Genomic DNA, 20,670 nt, shown 5'->3' on the forward strand with positions numbered 1-20,670 from the left:
CGAACGATCAGCGCGCGAGCATGGGTCCGAGCTTGCGTCCGGCGAAGATATGGACGTGGAGGTGCGGAACTTCCTGATGGCCGTCGCGGCCGATATTGGCGAGCAGCCGGTAGCCGGGGGCGACGAGGCCCTGATCGCGCGCGACCTTGCCGACCGCGCGGACGAAGCCCGCGATTTCGGCGTCGCTGCCGCGCTCGGAGAAATCATCCCAGCTCACATAGGGGCCCTTGGGGATCACGAGGATGTGGAGCGGCGCCTGCGGGTTGATATCGTGGAAGGCGAGCGCAAACTCGTCCTCATAGACGGTCTTCGACGGCAGTTCGCCGCGCAGGATGCGCGCGAAGATGTTGCTGTCGTCATAGGGAAGGGTCGCGTCGATCGGCATGGGAGGGGTTCCTGTTACTGGCGGCTGGCTTTTTCAGCGTGGCCCGACGTGCCGTGGCGGCGGTCGAGTTCGGCGGCGATCATGTCCCACGTCAGGCCGCGTTCGGCGATCAGGATCGACAGGTGAAAGACGAGGTCGCTCGCTTCGCCGATCAGTTCGGGATCATCCTCGCTGACCGCGGCGATGACCGCCTCGACGGCTTCCTCGCCCAGCTTCTGCGCGATCTTGCCGCGGCCTTTGGCCGCAAGGCTCGCGACATAGGACGCCTCGGCCTCGCCCGCCGCGAGCCGGTCGTTGATCACCGCCTCCAGCCGTCCCAGCGTTTCGCCCATCGCCTTGCTCATCGCCCGATCCTTTCGTCCCCGACCTCGGCAGCGTGCCTAGCCGCGACGCGCGACCACGACAAGCGGGCGCCGCGCCGGCAAAAACTTACCGCCGCGTAAACCATATCGAAACGCCTTTTCGCGTAATTTCCGCCGCGCCGGGGGGCTATATCAACTTTTACAAATCGGACGAAGATTATGAAAATGGGCGCGAACCCTTCGGTGTTTCTGACTGCGACAGCCTCGGTGATCGCGCTCGCGGCTTCGCCCGCAGCAGCGCAGAGCGGCGACGAAATCGTCGTGACTGGATCGCGCATCGCAAAGAGCGAGTTTACGAGCGCCGACCCGATCCAGATCATCGATGCCGAGAGCGCGAAGCTGCAAGGGCAGGTCCAACTGGCCGATGTCCTGCAGCAGACACCCGCGGCGCAGGGGTCGATCCAGATCACCTCGGCGATTTCGAACCGTTTTGTCGCCAATGGCGGCAACGACGTGCAGACGGTGTCGCTGCGCGGGCTGGGCGCCGAACGCACGCTGGTGCTGGTCAACGGCCGGCGGGCGGGCCCCGCGGGCATCCGCGGTTCGGTCGCGCCGTTCGATCTCAACGTGCTGCCGCTGTCGGTGGTGCGTCAGGTCGAGGTGCTGAAGACCGGCGCCTCGTCGATTTACGGATCGGACGCGGTCGCCGGCGTGGTCAACATCCTGACGCGCAACGATCTCGATGGCTTCGAAGGCGGCGGTTTCTCGTCGATCACCGAACATGGCGGCGGCGAAAGCTATGGCGTCGATGCCAGTTTCGGGAAGAAGTTCGATCGCGGTCATTTTTTCGCGACGGTCGACTATTTTCGCCAGCAGAGCCTGACGCGCCGCGATCGCGGCTTCCTGTTCTGCGCCGAAGAATATCTCAAGCGCGAGGCCGATGGCAGCCGTGCCGACATCGTCGATTTCCGCACCGGGCGCCCGCAGTGCACGGGCACGCTCGGCAATGCCATAGCGTTCAGCGATTTCTCGGGGGTCGATCAGGACGGCTTTCCGACCTTTAGTCCCGGGCTGTTCGCCCCGAACGGACAGCTGATCCCTTCGGGCCAATATGGCGCCGAATTTGCGGGCGTCGGCATGCCGATCAACGTGTATAATCCGATCGGCGTGTTCGGGCCGGCCGATTTCTTCGGACTCAATTTCGATGGGCCGTCGACCGGCGCGCTCAACAAGTTCGGACCTGCCGAGCAGGATTCGGACGTGTTTTCGGGGGTAAGCCGGATCAGCGCTTTCGCCGAAGGCGCCTATGATGTGACCGACGCTATCACGCTGTACGGCGAAGCGCTGTTCAGCAACCGCAAGTCGCACAACAACGGCTTTCAGCTGATGTCGCTCGAACAGTTTACGGGCGCATCGATGCTGCCCTTTTTCCTCTGCGATCCTACAGCGTATAATTGCGATCCCAATGACATGGGCGACCCGTTCAACGCGGAGTTCGGCGGCAACCTGATCCTGCGTCCGCAGGTGCTGGTGAAGTCGGAGAGCAGCGCCAACGTCGATTATTATCGTGGCGTGCTCGGCCTGCGCGGCGAGTTCGGCGGCGGCTGGAAATGGGATGTGAGCGGCCAGCACAGCCGTTCGGACGCAAGCTATACGCAGGACGTCATTTATCAGGACGCGCTCGCGTCACAGACCCTGCGCACGCGTTCCTGCGCCGGCACAACGACGGTGGTACGCGGCGTGCCGTGCATCGATATCGATTTCACCGATCCGCGCGTGCTGCGCGGCGACTTCACGCCTGCAGAGCGCGCCTTCCTGATGGGGCGCGAGACGGGACGGACCTTGTTCAAGCAGACCTCGGCCGAGGCGCTGCTGACGGGCAAATTGTTCAACCTGCCCGCGGGGCCGGTCGGCGCGGCGTTCGGGGCGAATATCCGCCGCGACGAAATCAACGACACGCCGGGCGAGGCGACGCTTGCGGGCAATGTTGCCAATTTTACCACCTCGGGCATCACCGCCGGGCGTACCGTATCGAAGGAACTCTTCGGCGAGGTCGAGGTGCCGCTGCTCGAAGGCGTGCCGATGATCGAGCGGCTGACGCTGTCGGGCGCGGCGCGCTACACGCATGTCGAGGCGACGCGCGGCGACGGCGTGCAGGACAAGTTCAGCGACACGACGTGGAAGGTCGGGGCCGATTGGGCGGTGACCGACTGGCTGCGTTTCCGCGGCACCTGGGGCACGTCGTTCCGCGCACCCGCGCTGTTCGAGCTGTTCCTCAACGAACAGACGGGCTTCCTCGGTCAGCAGGCGATCGACCCGTGCATCCAGACTGCGGCACGACTGCAGGCTGGGGCGATCAGTCAGCGCATCTTTGACAATTGCGCCGCCGACGGCATCGGTCCGAATTTTGCCGGGGGGTTCGGGCCGGCGGTCATCGCGTCGGGCGGCGGTATCGGCCAGCTCAAGCCCGAAACCTCGACCGCGAAGACGGTGTCGGTCATCCTCACTCCCGATCTGTCGGGCGCGCTCTGGGGCGGTCTCAAGACCCGGCTTGCGGTCGATTATTTCGACATCGAGGTTAGGCAAGAGATCACGTTGCTCGGCGCGGGCAACATCCTGCGCGGCTGTTATGACTCCGACGTCGCCGACGAGCCGCTGTGCGGCCTGTTCACGCGCACCGCCACGGGCCCCGATGCACAGAGCGTCGCGACCGTCACCGACCGCTATGTCAACATCAGCCGCCAGCGGAACCGCGGCGTCGACCTGTCGCTCGCGCTCGATCAGGATCTCGGCAACCTCGGTTCGCTCGCATTTCGTGCGCAGATGACCTGGCAGATGAAGGACAAGGTTTCGCTCTTCCCGGGCACCGAGGTCGACGACAATGGCAAGATCGGCAATCCGAAATGGGTCGGCGATTTCAACCTTGGCTGGATGAAGGACGGGTGGACCTTGTTCTATGGCCTCGACGTCATCGGCGCTGCGTCGAACGCTGAAGATCTGCTTCGTGCGCAGGGCGGCGATGCGTGCCGTACATCGAGCTTCCGTCCGGGCGGGCGTTTCTGCCCCGACGTCAGCGTGCCCGCGACCTTCTATCACTCGCTGTCGCTGAGCCGCGACGTCGCCGAACGCTTCCGCATCACCCTGGGGGTCGCGAACCTGTTCGACACGCCGCCGCCGCGCGTGTCGACCGTCATCACCGCGACGCCGCCGGTGATCGGGCAGGCGCCGGCGTTTGGAACGCAATATGATTATCTGGGACGGCGCTTCTTCCTGAGCGTGCGCGGGAAGATTTAGGAGCTTTCAGGCCTGGGAGGGTGAAGCCGGAGAGGGTGGCCAACATTCGTTAGCAGCCCTCTCCCTCGCCAACGCCGATCAGATCAGCGATTTCAGCCGGTCGATCCCTGCCGCTTCGCGGACGATGCGCGCGGCGAGCGCGTTTCCGTTCGTGGCATTGGTGAAAATGACGATCGCCCGTCCATTCCGGGCGTCTCCGACGCCCAGCGTTTTGAAGATGCCGTAATTACTGCCGCTGTGCTGGAACATCGGACCCGCCGGGGATTGTTCGAGTTCCCAGCCCAGTCCCCGCGAGATATCGCGCCCGCGCACGTCGAGCCGGGGGGTCAGCATCTCCTGCCGTGCCGCCTCGCTGATTTCCCACGCCGCGTGCGTTCGCCGATCCATCATCAGCAGCATGAACTTCGCATAGTCCGACGCCGTCATCAGCAGCCCGCCCGCCGAATTGACCATCAGATCATGTGTCGAAGGCGGGGTTTCGGGCGCCGTCTCCCGCATCGCCGCGACCGAATCTTCGAAGGTCCAGGATGCGATCGGCTTGTCCCACTTCGACGCGACGGGCAGCAATCGGTCGCCGAGTTCGCGCGTGGGCTGGGCGGGAAGCTTCTCTTCGCCTTCCGGTGGTTCGGAATGCCCGAAGACCGCCGACCGGGCGATTGTCTCGTCCCAGCCGAAGCTGCTGTGCGACATTCCGGCCGGGACGAACAGCTTGTCGTGCATCACGCTGCCGAGGCCCGCTCCCATGATCTTTTCGACCACCAGCTGGAGCCAGATGAACGCTTCGCCGGAATAGGTGTAGCGCGATCCGGGCGGGGCGCTCGTGACCAGCGGCGCGGAGGCCCAGTTGGGCAGGCCGCTGGAATGTTCGAGCACGTGCCGGGCGGTGATGCGCTCGAGATTCGGGTCATTGCCCAAATTCTCAGGCCGGCGATAGGCGACAAGCGGCGTGTCGAGGTCGAGGCGCTTTTCGTCGGCCAGCCGCATCACGACATAAGCGAAGACCGGCTTGGTCATCGACGCCGCTTCGAACAATGTATCCTCGCGCACCGGGTCGCGTGTCAGGATGTTCCTCACGCCGAACGCCCCGCTCCACGCGAGCTTCCTGTCGTCGACGACCGCGATCGCGACGCCGGGTACGCCCGCGATGCGCATCAGGCGGGGAAGCTCCCGGATCAAATCCGCCGACGGAATCCAGCTCGCATGGCCGCCTGACGATCGGCTTGGCGTGGCGGCACGGGCGGATGCCGGGCCGCTTGCGATCAGCGCCGCGGACAGGCCGAGCAATGTGCGCCGCCCGAGCATCGGCCCGCCGAAACCCGGCTGCACCCCGTCGGAGCGGGCGGGCGACGGGGCGGAAGGGCGGGAAAGGAGCTTCATTGGATTCCACCTCCGGTCAGGCAGGATGAGAGACGACCCGTTGCTAGCCAACACGGCCAAGGCTGCAAAGTGCCCAAGATGCAAAGGGGCGGCGGCCGCATGAACATGGACGGCGCATGATCCCGATTTTGTCGCTTGCCGTCCGTATACGATGCGGCATAGTCCATCCCCATGCGCAATCTCACCGCTCCGCTCGCCCTCGCTGCCGCCATGCTGGCCGCCGCGCCTGTCCACGCCAAGCCCGCCGACCCCGATGTCGCGAAAAAGATACTGAAGGACAGCATCGCGATCCCGACGGTCGAGGGGCGCGGCCAGGTGCCCAAGCTTGCGGCCTATTATGCGAGCGTCCTGAAAGCGGTGGGCTATGCCGACAGCGATATCGAGATCACGCCGATGGGCGAGACCGCGACCTTTGCCGCGACGCTCGCCGGGACGGGCAAGGGCAAGCCGATCGTGTTGCTCGGCCATATGGACGTCGTCGAGGCCGATCCGAAGGACTGGACGCGCGATCCGTTCGTACCGGTCGAGGAAGATGGTTATATTTTCGGCCGCGGGTCGGAGGATAACAAGTTCGACGTCTCGATGATGGTCGCGACGATGGCGCAGCTCAAGAAGGACGGTTTCAAGCCGAAGCGTTCGATCATCCTGCTGCTCTCGGGCGACGAGGAAACGCAGATGGCGACGACGCGCGCACTCGCGGCGAAGTATAAGGGCGCCGAGTTCGCCCTGAACGGTGATGGCGGCGGCGGGCTGATCGGCGAGGACGGCAAGCCCAAATATTACGGGCTGCAGGCGGGTGAGAAGACCTATGCCGACTTCACGCTGGAGGTGACCAACCCCGGCGGCCACAGTTCGCGCCCGTCGGATACCAATGCGATCGTCCAGCTGTCGAACGCGCTCGCCAAGGTTGGCGCCTATCGCTTCACGCCGCAGCAGAATGAGCTGACCAAGGTCGGCATGCCGATCGTCGCCGATCAGGTCGGCGGCGATATCGGCGCGGCGCTTAAAGCCTTTGCCGCGAACCCCGCCGATGCGAAAGCCATTGCCGCGATCCGCGCCGACCCCGAATATATCGGCCAGATCGGCACCACCTGCGTGCCGACGCTGACCAAGGGCGGCCATGCCGAAAATGCGCTGCCGCAGCGGGCCACGGCGAACATCAACTGCCGCATCTTTCCCGGCGTGCCGGTCGAAACGGTGCGCGCCGAGCTCGAAAAGGTGATCGCCGACCCCGCGGTCAAGGTGAACACCGATCCCGATGCGAGCGCGAGCGACGCCTCGCCGCTGCGTCCAGACGTCGTCGCGGCGGTGACGAAGGCCGTGCATGCGCGCGCGCCGGGCCTGCCGATCATCCCGTCGATGAGCGCAGGGGCAACCGACAGCTATCATTTCCGCATCCAGGGCGTGCCAAGCTACGGCGTTGCCGGCCTCTTCTCGAAAGCGAGCGACAGCTACGCGCACGGCCTCAACGAGCGCGTGCCGGTCGATGCAATTGCTCCGGCGCTCGCACATTGGGACAGCGTGCTGCGCGATCTGTCGAAATAGGGGCGGGCGTTACGCCGACAAACCGAACTCCGGCGCCGCGCGTAACCGCGCGGCGTCGCGCAGGGGCGGCAGGCCGAAGGTGCGGCTGTAATCGCGGTTGAACTGCGACGGGCTTTCGTACCCGACATGGAAGCCGGCGCTCGCCGCGTCCATCGCTTCAGAGACCATCAGCCGCCGCGCTTCGAGCAGGCGGAGCCGGGTGCGATATTGCAGCGGGCTGAAGCGCGTCACGCTCTTGAAATGCTCATGAAAGGATGACGGGCTCATTCCCGCCAATCCCGCCAGATGGTCGATGCTGACCGCACCGGCATAATGATCCTTGATCCACGCCACCGCGCGGCTGATCTGGTGCAGTCGCGTATCCGCGGTTGCGATATGGCGCAGCATCGCGCCCTGCGATCCCGTCAGCAACCGGTATAATATCTCGCGTTCGACCAGCGGCGCGAGTGCGGCCATATCGTCCGGCGTGTCGAGCAGGCGCAGCAGGCGGAGCGCGGCGTCGAGCAGGCCCGCATCGGTGTCGCCGACCGCGATCGAGGGAGCATGCTCGCTGCGCGGCACGCGCGCGTCGTGCGCCAGCAGCAGTTCGCCGAGCACCGCGACGTCGAGATCCAGCTTCAGGCACAGATAAGGATCGTCGGTGCTGGCATCGACGACCATGCCGCTCACGGGCAGGTCGACCGACACCACCAGATACTGCGCGCTGTCATAAATGAAGCTGGCGTCGCCCAGCAGCACCCGCTTGCGTCCGCTGACCGCGAGGCACAGCGACGGCTCGTACACGACGGGCATCGGGTCGCTCGGTTCGGAGCTACGGACAAGCGATACGCGGGGCAGCGCGCACGGGTGAATCCCGTCGGTCGGCCGGTGCCGAAGGAGTAGTGACTGCATTTCTGGAAGCGTCGTCATGGCGACGGTCTTGCAGTCTTGCCGTGTCCGGACAAGCGTAAAGCGCTTTGTCCGGAGGATCGTGCAATCATCGTGGAGCCGTGTTCTACCGCTTCCTGCCCGAAACGGGCCAAAAGCCGATCAACGGACGGCACAGGGCCGCCCGGCCTTCGATGGAGATGATCATGACCACCGCAAACGACAAAGTCATCCTGATCACCGGCGCGAGCAGCGGCATCGGCGCCGCGACGGCGCGCGAACTCGCCGGCACCGGCGCGAAACTGCTTCTCGGCGCCCGCCGCACCGACCGGCTCGAAGCCCTGGCGGCGGAAATCGCGGCCGCAGGCGGGATCGCCGAGTTTCGGGCGCTCGACGTCACCAGCCGCGCCGACATGCAGGCGTTTGTTGATCACGCGATCGCGCGCTTCGGCCGTGTCGATGTGCTGGTCAACAACGCCGGCATCATGCCGCTGTCGCCGCTCGCTGCACTCGAAACCGCCAATTGGGACGCCATGATCAACGTCAATATCCGCGGTGTCCTCAACGGCATTGCGGCCGCGCTCCCTGGCTTCACTGCGCAGGGTTCGGGCCATTTCGTCAATGTCGCCTCGCTCGGCGCGCATTATGTCGTGCCCACCGGCGCGGTCTATTGCGCGACCAAGTTCGCGGTCTGGGCGATCACCGACGGCATCCGGCAGGAGCATCAGGATGTCCGCGCGACGATCATCTCGCCCGGTGTCGTCGAATCCGAACTCGGCCATGACATCACCGATCCGGGCAGCGCGGCGGCCATGGCCGAATTTCGTAGCATCGCGATCACCCCCGACGCGATCGCCCGCGCGATCCGCTTCGCGGTCGAACAGCCCGATGATGTCGACGTCAGCGAAATCATCGTGCGCCCGGTGAAGGGCAGCTTCTGACGCTTTCCGTTGACGGCGCTGTTCAGTCGAGCAGCGCCGTCACGGCCGTTTCGACCATCGCAGCCGCCGCTTCCGCGCCGAAGCTGGCGGCGTCGAGCGACAGTTCGAGCCACAGCCCGTCAACCATCGCGGTCAGCATGATCGCCAGCCGTTCGGCGTCGCGCGCGCCGCATGCGGTTAGCAGCTCGCCAAGCCGTGCGCGATAGCCGGCGTAACTTTCCGCGTGGATATCCGCCATTCGCGCATCGTTTCGCGAAAGGGCCCAGAAGGCGGTCCAAGCGCCGAGCAGTTCGGGATCGGTCACCGGGGGGCGGAAGCTGGCGGTCAGGTATGCGGTCAATTGCGCGCGCGGATCGGCGCCTGCGCCCTCGACCGCAGCGGCGAAAATCGCATCCATACGGTCGCTCGTCGCCTGATAGGTCGCAGCCACCAGATCGTCGATACCGCCGAAATAATGGCGCAAAAGGCCGGGCGATACCCCCGCCTTCGCGCAGATCGCGCGGACGTTCGTTCCCGCCAGTCCATGTTCGGCCAGCACGGCCGCCGTCGCCTCGATCAGGTCCGCCCTGCGGGCGTCGGCGCTTTCGCGCGTAAAGGCTTGGCGAGCGGCGGTCATCTTGTTATACATTCGTACAACAAGGAAGAGGCCATGGCAACTGCACCCGTTCGCGATTCGAATTTCGATCCTCTTGATGGCTGGTCGCTGCCCGCGTGGACGTACAGCGATCCCGATTTCTACGCCGCCGAAATGGAACGGATTTTCCGTCCGAGCTGGCAGGTCGTCTGTCATGACAGCGACATTCCGAACGTCGGCGACTGGCACAGCATCGACTATTGCGGCGAGAGCGTGATTCTCGTGCGCGGCACCGATCGCACTGTGCGCGCCTTCACCAATGTCTGTCGCCACCGCGGCTCGCGCCTTGTCGATGGCGCGGTCGGCTGCGCGAAAAAGCTCGTCTGCCCTTATCATGCGTGGACCTACGAACTCGACGGGCGGCTGACCGGTGTGCCGGACAGCGCGAGCTATCCGACGCTCGACAAGGGCAAGGCGGGGCTCGTTCCCGTCGGGCTCGAGCAATGGCGCGGCTTCTGGTTCGTGCGGCTCGAGGACGACGGCGGCCCGTCGGTCGCGTCGATGATGGCGCCCTATGAGGCGCAGGTCGCGCCCTATCGTTTCGAGGAACTCGGTGCGCTCGGCCGCGTCACGCTTCGCCCGCGCGAGGTGAACTGGAAGAATGTCGGCGACAATTATTCGGACGGGCTCCACATTCCCGTCGCCCACCCCGGCCTGACGCGGCTGTTCGGCAAAAGCTATGGCGTCGAGGCCGAGGACAATGTCGACCGGATGTGGGGCGATTTGATCGACCGGCCCTCGGTCAACTGGTCCGAACGCATGTATCAGCGGCTGCTGCCGCTGGTGCCGCATCTTCCGCAAGCGAACCAGCGCCATTGGCTCTATTTCAAGCTGTGGCCGAACGTCGCCTTCGATATCTATCCCGATCAGGTCGATTTCATGCAGTGGCTGCCCACCGGGCCGACGACGTGCCTGATCCGCGAAATATCCTATGTGCTTCCCGATGAGCGCCGCGAAATGAAGGCCGCGCGTTACCTGAACTGGCGCATCAACCGTCAGGTCAATGCCGAGGACACCGAACTGATCACGCGCGTCCAGATGGGGATGCAGTCGAAAAGCTTTTCGATGGGCCCGCTCAGCGACAAGGAAGTGTGCCTCAAGCATTTCTGTTCGCGGATGCGCGACCTGATCCCCGAGGCGCGACTGGAGCGGGCGCCGAAGGCGGGATGGAGCCGCGCTTGAACGACAGCGCGCCCGTGGTGGTCGTCGGCGGCGGCCCCGCCGGCATGGTCGCGGGCCTGCTCTTTGCGCGCGCCGGCGTGCGCGTCACCATCCTTGAAAAGCATGCCGACTTCCTCCGCGATTTTCGCGGCGACACGGTGCATCCCTCGACGCTCGAATTGTTCAACGAGATCGGGCTGCTCGAAGAATTGCTCAAGGAACCGCACGCCGCGATCGACACGATGACGCTCAATCTGCTCGGCGGGCGATATACGATCGCGACGATGAAGCATCTGCCCGTCGCGGCGCGTTTCGTCGCGATGATGCCGCAATGGGATTTGCTCGATTTCATCGCCGGGCAGGGCCGGAAATATCCGACCTTCGACCTCCGCATGTCGACCGAGGCGACCGGGCTGACCTATGACGACGCGGGCCGCGTCAGCGGCGTGACGCTGACGAGCGGGGAGATTTTGCCCGCACGGCTCGTCATCGCCGCCGACGGGCGCCGCTCGGTACTGCGCGATGCCGCCGAATTACCGCTCGAAGATCTCGGTGCGCCGATGGATGTGCTGTGGTTCCGTATCCCGGTTCCGGCGGGTATGGATATGTCCGAAGTCGCGCTCGGCACGATCGACAAGGGCGGCATGGTCGTCGCGATCCCCCGCGGCGATTATTGGCAATGCGCGCAGATCATCGAAAAAGGCGGCTTTGCGCCGATCGAGGCGCGCGGGATCGCTGCCTTCCGCGACAAGGTCGTCGAGATCGCACCCGGACTCTCAGCGGGGATCGACGCGATCCACAGCTTCGACGACGTCAAACTGCTCTCGGTCGCGCTCGACCGGCTGACGCGCTGGTCGCGCCCCGGGCTGCTCGCGATCGGCGACGCCGCGCACGCGATGTCGCCGGTCGGCGGCGTCGGGATCAATCTCGCGGTGCAGGACGCCGTCGCGACCGCGAACATCCTCGCTGCGCCGCTCGCCGCGGGCGCCGATCCCGACCCGTTGCTCGCCAGGGTGCAGGAGCGCCGCTGGACGCCGACGACGCAGATGCAGGCGATCCAGCGCTTCGCCCACCAGCGCGTCATCGAACCGATGCTGCGCGGCGAAATCACGCGCGTGCCCTTCGCCGTCCGCCTGCTCGACGCCGTCCCGCTGCTGCGCCGCATCCCCGGTCGCATTCTCGGCCTCGGCTTCGGCCGCCAACATGTCCAATCCCCGCTTGCGAAAGACTTTTCATGACCAAAGCCTATGACGCCCTGATTATCGGCGCCGGCCACAACGGCCTCGTCTGCGCCTTCTATCTCGCCAAGGCGGGGCTGAAGGTCCGCATCGTCGAGGCGCGCGACGTCGTCGGCGGCGCTGCGGTGACCGAGGAATTCGCGCCGGGCTTCCGCAATTCGGTCGCGAGCTACACCGTCAGCCTGCTTCAGCCCAAGGTCATCGCCGACATGAAGCTCGCCGATCACGGCTATCGCGTGATCGAACGGCCGATCAGCAATTTCCTGCCGCAGGAGGATGGCGGCTATCTGAAGCTCGGCGGCGGGCTCGAACGCACGCAGGCCGAGTTCCGCAAATTCTCGAACCGCGACGCCGAAGTGCTGCCGCAATATTATGATGCGCTCGAAAATGTCGCCGAGCTGCTTCGCGACCTCGCGCTGCGCGTCCCGCCCAATGTCGGCGAAGGGCTCCGCACTTTGCTCGACGGGGCACGGCAGGGACGGCGCTTTGCTGGGCTCAGTCTCGACCAGCAGCGCGATGTGCTCGACCTCTTCACCAAATCGGCGCGCACGATGCTCGATAGCTGGTTCGAGAGCGAGGCGGTCAAGGCGGCCTTCGGCTTCGACGCGGTCGTCGGCAACTATGCCAGCCCCGACACCCCGGGCAGCGCTTATGTCCTCCTCCACCACGTCTTCGGCGAAGTGAACGGCAAAAAGGGCGCGTGGGGCCACAGCGTCGGCGGCATGGGCAAGATCACCGAGATCATGGCGAAGGTCTGCCGCGACATGGGTGTTGAGATCAGCCTCGAAAGCCCGGTCGCGAAGGTGCTCGTCGACGGCGGCAAGGCGGTCGGGGTCAAGCTGGTCGGCGGCGAGGAAATCGCGGCGGCGCGTGTTGTCGCCAATGTCGGGCCGAAGCTGCTTTACGAACGGATGATGGACGCGGGCGACCTGCCCGCAGGCTACGAACGCCGGATCAAGGGGTTCAAGGCAGGCAGCGGCACCTTCCGCATGAATGTCGCGCTCAGTGAATTGCCGAAGTTCACCTGTCTTCCCGAACCCGGCGAGCATCACCAGTCGGGGATCATCCTGGCGCCGACGCTCGACTATATGGACCGCGCCTTCCTCGACGCGAAGCAGCATGGCTGGTCGAAAGCGCCGATCGTCGAGATGCTGATCCCCTCGACCGTCGACGACAGCCTCGCCCCTCCGGGCCAGCATGTGGCGAGCCTCTTCTGCCAGCAGTTCGCGCCCGAACTGCCGGACGGTCGCGACTGGGACGATGAGGAAGAAGCGGCAGCCGATGCGATTATCGACACGGTCGAAAAACATGCACCCGGTTTCCGCGCGAGCATCATCGCTCAGACGCGCCTCTCGCCCAAGGGGCTCGAACGCAAATTCGGGCTTGTCGGGGGCGACATCATGCACGGCAATATGAGCCTCGACCAGCTATGGTCGGCGCGTCCGGTGCTCGGCAACGGCGGTTATCGCGGGCCGGTGAAGGGTCTATATATGTGCGGCGCGGGAACGCATCCCGGCGGCGGCGTCACCGGCGCGCCGGGGCATAATGCCGCCGAGGTCATTCTACGCGATCGGGGCTTCTTTGCTCCCCGCTGGCGTTAAGGCTGGCGCCGATCGCCGCATGGCGAGGTAGATCGGCAGGCCCGCCGCCGTCATCGCGAGGCTCCACAGGCTTGCTTCCAGCCCGGCGCCGTAAAAGGCCCAGGCGCTGTATAGAAAGCCGATGACGGTCGCGGCGGCGAAGCCCGCCGAAACCTTGATCGCGCCGCGCCGCTCGAGCAGCAGCGCGGCGGCGGCGCCGACGATGTAGAGGATGATCGCGGTCGAGGTCGTCACCTTGACCATGAAGGCGAAGAGGTCGGCGAGCCCGCGCGAATAATTGGCGTAGACGATCACGCTGGCAAGCGCGCTCGACACGATCTGGGTGATCCATGGCGACGCGAATTTATTATCGCGCGCGAAGGCGGCGGGGAGCAGGCACCGGTGCGCGAGGTCGCGCGGGATATCGCCTTGCAGCAGCACGAAGCCGTTGAGCGCACCAAGCGCGGCAATCGCGGCGAACAGCGCAACGACCTGTCCTGCGCCCGGGCTCACCAGCCGCGAGAAGAAGGTCGCATAAGCGGCGTTCGAATCATGCAGCGCATCGACCGGTACCAGCAGCGTGACCGTCGTGCATGACAACAGATAGAGCAGGCCGACGGCCGCGGCGGCGATGACCGTCGCGCGCGGAACGGTGCGCTCGGGATCCTTGACCCGGTCGCTGACGACGCACGCGCTTTCGAAGCCGAGCAGCGCGAACAGGGTCAGTGTCGCGGCCGAACTGACGCCCGACAGGCTGATCGGCTCGGTGCCCGCCATCGTCGGCGGCGGCGCCGCGCCCGTGCCGAGCGCCCAGACGCCGACGAACACCGCGCCGATCACGGGGATCAGCTTGAGCCCGAGCGTCAGCAGTTGCGCGCCGCCCGCGCGGCGGACACCGAACAGGTTGACCAGCGTGAAGAACCAGATGCAGGCGATGGCGATCAGCGCCGGCGCCGCGCCTTTTTCGCCGAGCCAGGGCATCAGAATCGACATGTTGCTGATCGCTGCGACCGCCAGTGTCGCCACCACCGTCCAGCAGCTGATCCAGTAACTCCACGCGACGATAAAGCCGGTTCCGGGACCGAAAGCCGAAGCGGCATAAGTAAAGGCGGCGCAGCCTTCGGGCAGCCTTCGCGCGAGCCGCGCGAAGACGACCGCGAGGCATAAAGTGCCCGCGATCGATACCCCCCAGCCGACGACGGCATTCCAGCCCAATGGGGCGAGATCGCGGGGGAGCAGGAATACGCCCGACCCGATCATATTGCCCATGCCGAGCGCGACGCACATCAAAAGGCCGAGCTTTTGGCCCGGCCTTTCGTTGTTGGTTGCGGTGTCGGTCACCCGGTCAGAAATCCTTGCTGACCTTGATCCCGATCAGGCGCGGGCGGATGACATTGTCATAGAAGACCCCGCCATTGACGGTGTCGCCTTCGGCATCGCCGCAGATCGTTTCTCCGCACTGAACCGCGCTGTTGATGACCCCGCGGCTGTTGAACAAATTGGTCGCGAACAGTTCGGCAGTCCAGCTCTCGCCCTTGACGCCAAAGCTGACGTCGGCGGTGGTATAGGCCTTGAAGTTGCCGACGATGTCGTTTTCGATGGTGCGCAAGTCCGACCGGCGCTTGCCGATATGGTTCAACGCAAACTGGAAATGGCCATCGGTTCCCATCAGCGGGAATTCGTAGCGTGCAACGGCATTGCCCTTGAACTTCGCAGTGACCGGCAGACGCGAGCCCGACGGCGCGAGTTCGTCATTGCCGAGCGTCGTGCAGTCGAAATCGGCGTTGGCGATCGCGCAGAAGGGACGGCGGATCGTCGCGTCGTTGTAGCTACCACCAAAGCTCAAAGTCAGGCCGCCGGCGCGATAGTTGAGATCGGCCTCGATCCCGCGGATGCGCGCGATGCCCGCGTTGCGGACTTCGCTCAGCCCGTTCGCACCCAGGAAGGACAGCTGGATATTGTTCCAGTCCTCCTGATAGACCGCACCGTTGAAGCGGACATCGCCGAAGCTGGTTTTCCACCCCGCCTCATAATTGTCGAGCGTGTCGGATCCATAGGGCGGCAATGAACCGCGCCGGTTGATCCCGCCGGGGCGGAAACCACGCGACCAGGTCGCATAGACCATCACATCGTCGGTCAGCTTATAGGTCAGGTTCAGCTTGTGGATGAAGTCGGTTTTCTTCGTCCGTTTGTCGAGGTTGGTGCATGGCGATCCCGCGACCACCGCCGGCCCCTGACAGGCATAGACCGGATTGGTGCTGTAGCCGGGGTTGCTGTAGCCGAAAAAGCCGACGAGGCTGTTGTCGAACTTGTAGAGGCGGCCGCCGCCGGTCAGCGTCAACTTGTCGGTGATGTCGAAGCTGAGTTCGCCAAAGGCGGCATAATCGCGGTCGACGCGAAGCTGCTTGGTCAGCCAGATATTATCGACGGTGCCCTGAACCTGCAGATCGTCGGCGAGGTCGTCGATGATATAATGCTGTTCGATATTGTGCGACTGGCGCTGCCAGAACAGGCCGCCGATGAAGCGGACGCGCGCATCGACGGGCGATGCGACGCGAATTTCGCCAAAGCTGCGCTTATAACGGTCGATGCCCTGAATATATTGGTTCGGGCTGATCAGGTCGCCGTCATTGTCCTCGAAATAGGCGCCCGATCCGTTGATCGCGTCGTAGAAATAGGCGTAGTCCGAATAATCGCTGTCGGTCAGCGTCTTGCGGCGAAGGTGGCCGCCGGTTGCGGTCAGATCCCAGTTGCCGATCTTGCCCTCGATCGTCAGCGCGGCCTGAATCCACTTATCGTCGCTGCGTTCGGGATTATATTGCACCGTTTGCAGGCTGCGCGTCACTGCGGCCGAGCGTTCCTGCGCAAAGCTGCCATTGGCTTTCTGGATCTGGCCCATCAGATTCGGGCGGATCGTCCAGTCGTCGTCGAGTTCGATGCCGAGCGCGACGCGCGCGCCATAGGTGTCGACGTCGTTATAATCCTTTTCGACGAAAGGCGCATTATTCTGGGTGATGCCGCTGGTAGGATAGGTGCGGCTGCCGGCGATATTGTCGATATAGCCCGCATCATGCCGATACCAGGCGACAAGGCGCAACGCCGCGCGCTCGCTGAGCGCCGCGTTGAGGAAACCCTCCGCGACGCCGCCGATGCCGCCGCGCGAAACGGTGTTGAGCTCCAGCCCCGCCGAACCGTATGTCCCGCTGGTATCGGGCTGGTTTGTCACGAGCTTGATCGTCCCTGCCATCGAACTGGCGCCGTAGAGTGTGCCCTGCGGACCCGCGAGCGCCTCGACACGCGCGAGGTCATAGGCATGGATGTCGAGCGCGCCCTGGATGGTCGTGATCGGCATTTCGTCGAGATAGGTGCCGACGGTCGGCAGCGAGGTCGAGTGGTTGGCATTTTCGCCCGAGGCGACGCCGCGGAAATAGACCTGGCTGAAACCCGGCGCGAGCGTCTGGATGGTCACCGACGGCAGGAATTTGACGACGTCCTGGAATTCTTTGACCTGCAATTCGTCGAGCCGCTCAGTCCCGATCGCAGTGATCGCCAGCGGCACATCCTGCAGATTTTGTTCGCGTTTCGACGCGGTGACGACAATGTCGCGATCGTCGTCGGTATTGCTCTGCTGCGCGAGCGCCGCGCCCGACGTGCACAACATCGTGCTGCCCAACAGAAATGCACCGCCCTTGGTCAATACTGCCGATAGTTTCCGCATGGAATCCCCCCTTGATGACAGCTGTATGACGCGAACATGACGCGCCGTAGCGCAAGCGCAAGCATTGTTGTGCAGTGCGGCAGTCGTTGGTTGAAAATGTCGTGCGCTGTTGCCGAAAGGCAACGTTTTGTCGCGGGGGCGTTACCGGAAAGCGGCGGGAGTCGCCGGATAGGCGTCGAGAACCGGTCCGAGCGCGCGTTTCAGGGGATCGAGCCATTCTTCATAGGGCCGCCACTGGTCCACGCCGTCGCGATTGATCGGTTTGCGCACCTGCTCGCTCGACGCCGTCCGCACCGCGCGCGCATTGGTGTGGAACGCCATGCACGCGTCTTCGAAGGGCTGGCCCAGAAAGGCGAGCATCGACCGCACTTCGCTTTCGGGATCGTCGAGCAAAGCCTCGTGAATGACGCGGTGGATGCGGCCGGGCTGGACCGCGTCGATGTGCGCCATCAGGCGGACATAGTCTCGATAATATCCGCCGATATCGGAAAGGCCGTAACTGAACGACTGACCCTTCGCGAAATGCTGGCGGAAGTTGGAAAAACAGCAGTCGAGCGGATGCCGCCGCGCGTCGATGATTTTCGCATTGGGCAGGACGACGCGGATGAAGGCGGTGTAGAGCCAGTTGTTCGGCAGCTTGTCGATATAGAAGGGCTTGCCGGTCTTGCGCTGGACCGCGGTGCGCTGAAGGAAGGCCGCGCCCAATTCGGCCAGCCGTTCGGGCGGTGTTTCGGCCAGTGCATCGATCCAGCGGCGCCCGTCGTCATATTTTTCGCGGCCGAGCCCAAGCGCAAGCGCGGGAATGTCCGGAAGCTCCATCGTCCCTTCGATTGCCGAATGACAGCTAAGGATCTGTTCGATCAGCGTCGACCCCGCGCGCGGCATGCCGAGGATGAAGACGGGATCGGAGGCCGGGTCGCCCGCGTCGGCGCGCGCCGCGAAAAATTCGGGGGTGCAGGCGGCGATGATCGCATCGACCGCCGCCGTCGTTTCGGTTGCGCGATAGCCGAGTTGCGTCGAGCGGATCGCGTTGCCCGCGGCATAATGGCGGAACGCCGGTTCATGCTCGCCGGCATCGTCATACGCCTTGCCGAGCGCGAAATGGAGGTGCAGCCGGTCGTCGGCGCGCGCGTCGCTATCTGTACCGGTGCCGATATCGTCGAGGGCGGTTTCCATCGCGGTCCGGTCATCGCCATCGAAGCGGATCGTCTTGAGGTTGGCGAGGCTCCACCAGATTTCGCCGAGTCCCGGTTCGGCCGCGAGTCCATGGCGATAGGCCGCGATGCTGTCGTCCTGTCGCCCGACGGTCTTGAGCATGTGGCCATAGCTCATCCACAATTTCGCATGGCCGGGAAAGCGGCGGGTCAGTTCCTCATAGAGCGCAAGCGCCTCGTCATAACCGCCGATGCGGCCGAGCGCGGCGGCGCGCAAATTGGCGTGCGCCGGATTGTCGGGATCGTCGCCGAGCACCGCATCGAGCATGTCGGAGGCCTCGGCAAAGCGGTTCTGCTTGTAATAGACCGTCGCGAGATTGGCGCGCGCGGCACCGAAACCGGGCGCGAGTTGCAACGCGCGCGTCAGCAATTTTTCGGCGTCCTCATACCGCCCGATCCGTCCCGCGACTTCGGCCAGCATGCGGATCGCGGCGACGTCGGTCGCATCTTCGCGGAGGCGCTGGCGGAGCGCGCTTTCGGCATCGGGTAGCCGGTTCTCGGCGAGGGCAAGGGCGGCATCCACCATCGCCTCGTCATGGATCGTCGCGCCGACGGCATCGAGCGACGCGGCCTGTGCCTCGGTCTCGCGGCCCAGCGCGCGCAGCGCATGCGCGGCAAGGCGATGCGCCGCCGCCGATGTCGGGACCGCGTCGATGATCGCCCGCGCCTGCGCAAGTGCGGCGGCGGGCTCGCCGGTCAGAAGCTGGCGGGCGTTGGCGAGCGCCTGATCGATCGTGACGGTCGCCAAGCTCGCTGTCTCAGCTTTTCGCCGCGCGGGCCTTCGCGACCGCCTGCTTCAACGCGTCATATCCGATCTGGCCCTGGAACAGCTGGTTGCCGACGATCCAGGTCGGGGTGGCGTTGAGCTGGAGCTGGGTCGCGATCGCGAGATTGCTGTCGAGCTCGCGCTGGAACAGCGCCTCGTTCGCGGTCGCGTCGGCGGTGCCGTCGGTAACGACCCCGACCTTTTCGGCCGCCGCTGCAATCGCCGACTTGTCAAGCGAACCCGCCGCGAACATCGCATGGTGGAAGGCATCATATTTGCCCTGCCGGGCTGCGGCGAGTGCCATGATCGCGGCATCGCGGCTCTGCGGCGCGATGATCGGCAGTTCGCGGAACACGACTTTCAGTCGCTTGTCCTCGCGGATCAGCCGGTCGACGTCGGGTACGCTCGCGCGGCAGAAGCCGCAGGCATAATCGGTGAATACGACCAATGTGACGTCGCCGTCGGCATTGCCCGCCCACGCGCCCGCATAGGGCTTTTCAAGCGCCGGGCGGATCGCGTCGATGGCCTTGGCGATTTCGCCATTGCGTTGCGCTTCGAGCGCTTCGGGAATGATCTGCGGGTTCGCCTTGATATAATCGGCGACTACGCCCTCGACCTCACTCTTGCTCATCCCGCCGCCGAAGCGCCCGCCGAGCCAGAAAACGGCGGCGAGCAGGAGTATCCCGCCCGCAGCCATGGCCCATGGGCGCGTTGAAACGCCTTCCATCCCCATCCCCTTTATTTGCGGCAAGCTCTGCGCTGACATCGCCTTGGTCGTTGCGGCCTTTTTCTCCGCCGGCGCGATCGGCGAACGATCGTCACCCTCCATCGTGTGGATACTGTCTGCCGGCGCGGGTTTCGCCAGGGCCGGAATTGCGGCTTCGCCCGCAAAGAGCGGCAGGTCCGGCGCGGCAGGCGCGTTCGCCTGTGCGGCGGCGGCTTCCTCGCGCGCGAGCAATTGTTCGAGACCGGAGGGCGGCGGCGCCAATTCCTCGCGCGGCGCAGGGCGCAGCTTGCTCGCCGCATCGCCGATCCCGTCGCGCAGGCTCTCGCCACTCGCCTTGGCGATATCGACGACGCCGGCCTTTGTCTTGCCGGCGACTTCGCCGAGACCGCGCCCGGCCTCGCTCGACAATTTGCGCGCCTTGTCGCCAAGCGCCATCTTCTCCCACGCCTCGCCGCTCGCCTTTGCTGCGGCGCGGCCGGCTTGTGCCGATCCGCGTCCGGCGGCGCGCGCGGCGCGCGCGGTGAGGACGCCGGTCTTCGAGGCGAATTCGCGTGAACGGCGCGGGATTTCCATCGCTTCGACGCGCGCGGGAATATCGGCGCGGTCGCCGACACGGATCGTCCAGTCAGCGAAGGCTTCGGCGCCGTCACGGATGCGATCCCACAGATTCGCGGCGCCCGCCTTGATCGCTTCGGGCTTCACCAGCGGATCGCGCGGCTTTTCGGTCTTGCTATAGCGCGTGAGGTCGATGCCGACCGGGGGCTCCTCTTTCGGTTTGGCCAGTCCCTCGTCATGCGCAGGCGCGCCGCCTGTCGGCGTCGACGCGGGGTCGCGCAGCCATGGCTGGTAATAATCGTCTTTTCTGTCAGTCACTTGTTGCCCTTGCGCATCATCATTGGCGATGCGGTCCCCGCTTTTTCC

The 20,670-nt window shown here is 65.0% G+C and carries 15 protein-coding genes; 6 read left to right on the top strand and 9 right to left on the bottom strand.

All coding sequences use genetic code 11. The features are described 5' to 3' along the window. Positions 1-7 precede the first annotated feature (7 nt). Positions 8-385, bottom strand: a complete 378-nt coding sequence (locus BLW56_RS08900; protein ID WP_093510168.1) for a histidine triad nucleotide-binding protein — start codon at positions 383-385, stop codon at positions 8-10. Between the two features lie 14 nt (positions 386-399). Continuing rightward, positions 400-729, bottom strand: coding sequence for a phosphoribosyl-ATP diphosphatase (locus BLW56_RS08905; RefSeq protein WP_093510169.1), 330 nt, complete (start codon positions 727-729; stop codon positions 400-402). Between the two features lie 183 nt (positions 730-912). Between BLW56_RS08905 and BLW56_RS08910 the strand changes: the two genes are divergently transcribed. Beyond that, positions 913-3,981 carry a TonB-dependent receptor plug domain-containing protein gene (locus BLW56_RS08910; RefSeq protein WP_177175888.1) on the top strand — a complete coding sequence of 1,023 codons (3,069 nt, stop codon included), beginning with the start codon at positions 913-915 and terminating at the stop codon, positions 3,979-3,981. 78 nt (positions 3,982-4,059) lie between these two features. Here the strand turns inward: BLW56_RS08910 and BLW56_RS08915 are convergent, their stop codons facing one another. Continuing rightward, entirely contained in the window at positions 4,060-5,358 is a 1,299-nt protein-coding gene (locus tag BLW56_RS08915) for a serine hydrolase domain-containing protein (protein ID WP_218140499.1), read from the bottom strand. Between the two features lie 171 nt (positions 5,359-5,529). Between BLW56_RS08915 and BLW56_RS08920 the strand changes: the two genes are divergently transcribed. Beyond that, the gene (locus BLW56_RS08920) at positions 5,530-6,903 is read left to right on the top strand and encodes a M20/M25/M40 family metallo-hydrolase (protein WP_093510171.1); all 1,374 of its coding nucleotides are present in this window, start codon (positions 5,530-5,532) and stop codon (positions 6,901-6,903) included. A 9-nt stretch (positions 6,904-6,912) separates the two neighbouring features. Here BLW56_RS08920 and BLW56_RS08925 read toward each other — a convergent pair whose 3' ends face one another. Further along, positions 6,913-7,812, bottom strand: a complete 900-nt coding sequence (locus BLW56_RS08925; RefSeq protein WP_093510172.1) for an AraC family transcriptional regulator — start codon at positions 7,810-7,812, stop codon at positions 6,913-6,915. A 164-nt stretch (positions 7,813-7,976) separates the two neighbouring features. Here BLW56_RS08925 and BLW56_RS08930 point away from each other — a divergent pair, with 164 nt between their 5' ends. Then, the gene (locus BLW56_RS08930) at positions 7,977-8,711 is read left to right on the top strand and encodes an SDR family oxidoreductase (protein WP_093510879.1); all 735 of its coding nucleotides are present in this window, start codon (positions 7,977-7,979) and stop codon (positions 8,709-8,711) included. Positions 8,712-8,733: 22 nt separating this feature from the next. Here the strand turns inward: BLW56_RS08930 and BLW56_RS08935 are convergent, their stop codons facing one another. Continuing rightward, positions 8,734-9,327 carry a TetR/AcrR family transcriptional regulator gene (locus BLW56_RS08935; protein ID WP_256203363.1) on the bottom strand — a complete coding sequence of 198 codons (594 nt, stop codon included), beginning with the start codon at positions 9,325-9,327 and terminating at the stop codon, positions 8,734-8,736. 33 nt (positions 9,328-9,360) lie between these two features. Here BLW56_RS08935 and BLW56_RS08940 point away from each other — a divergent pair, with 33 nt between their 5' ends. The 3 genes from BLW56_RS08940 to BLW56_RS08950 are packed head-to-tail and all read left to right on the top strand — an operon-like array spanning position 9,361 to position 13,345. Then, entirely contained in the window at positions 9,361-10,527 is a 1,167-nt protein-coding gene (locus tag BLW56_RS08940) for an aromatic ring-hydroxylating oxygenase subunit alpha (RefSeq protein ID WP_093510174.1), read from the top strand. Beyond that, positions 10,524-11,744 (top strand): FAD-dependent oxidoreductase, encoded by a 1,221-nt coding sequence (locus tag BLW56_RS08945; RefSeq protein WP_371262219.1) that lies wholly within the window; start codon positions 10,524-10,526, stop codon positions 11,742-11,744. The genes BLW56_RS08940 and BLW56_RS08945 overlap by 4 nt, the downstream gene beginning before the upstream one ends. Beyond that, a complete protein-coding gene (locus tag BLW56_RS08950) occupies positions 11,741-13,345 on the top strand; it encodes a phytoene desaturase family protein (protein WP_093510176.1) in 1,605 nt (534 codons plus the stop codon). Before BLW56_RS08945 ends, BLW56_RS08950 begins: the two co-directional genes overlap by 4 nt. On the opposite strand, the gene BLW56_RS08955 is transcribed toward BLW56_RS08950, so the two are convergent. From BLW56_RS08955 to BLW56_RS08970, 4 genes are all read right to left on the bottom strand, one after another. Next, the gene (locus tag BLW56_RS08955) at positions 13,307-14,665 is read right to left on the bottom strand and encodes an APC family permease (RefSeq protein ID WP_093510177.1); all 1,359 of its coding nucleotides are present in this window, start codon (positions 14,663-14,665) and stop codon (positions 13,307-13,309) included. The two genes, BLW56_RS08950 and BLW56_RS08955, sit on opposite strands and share 39 nt — an antisense overlap. A gap of 4 nt (positions 14,666-14,669) precedes the next feature. Next, entirely contained in the window at positions 14,670-17,042 is a 2,373-nt protein-coding gene (locus tag BLW56_RS08960; RefSeq protein ID WP_093510178.1) for a TonB-dependent receptor, read from the bottom strand. 141 nt (positions 17,043-17,183) lie between these two features. Next, a complete protein-coding gene (locus BLW56_RS08965; RefSeq protein ID WP_093510179.1) occupies positions 17,184-19,004 on the bottom strand; it encodes a tetratricopeptide repeat-containing sulfotransferase family protein in 1,821 nt (606 codons plus the stop codon). A gap of 10 nt (positions 19,005-19,014) precedes the next feature. After that, entirely contained in the window at positions 19,015-20,622 is a 1,608-nt protein-coding gene (locus BLW56_RS08970; protein ID WP_093510180.1) for a DsbA family protein, read from the bottom strand. Positions 20,623-20,670 lie beyond the last annotated feature (48 nt).

The organism is Sphingopyxis sp. YR583 (assembly GCF_900108295.1).
In the GTDB taxonomy this organism is placed as follows: Bacteria; Pseudomonadota; Alphaproteobacteria; order Sphingomonadales; family Sphingomonadaceae; genus Sphingopyxis.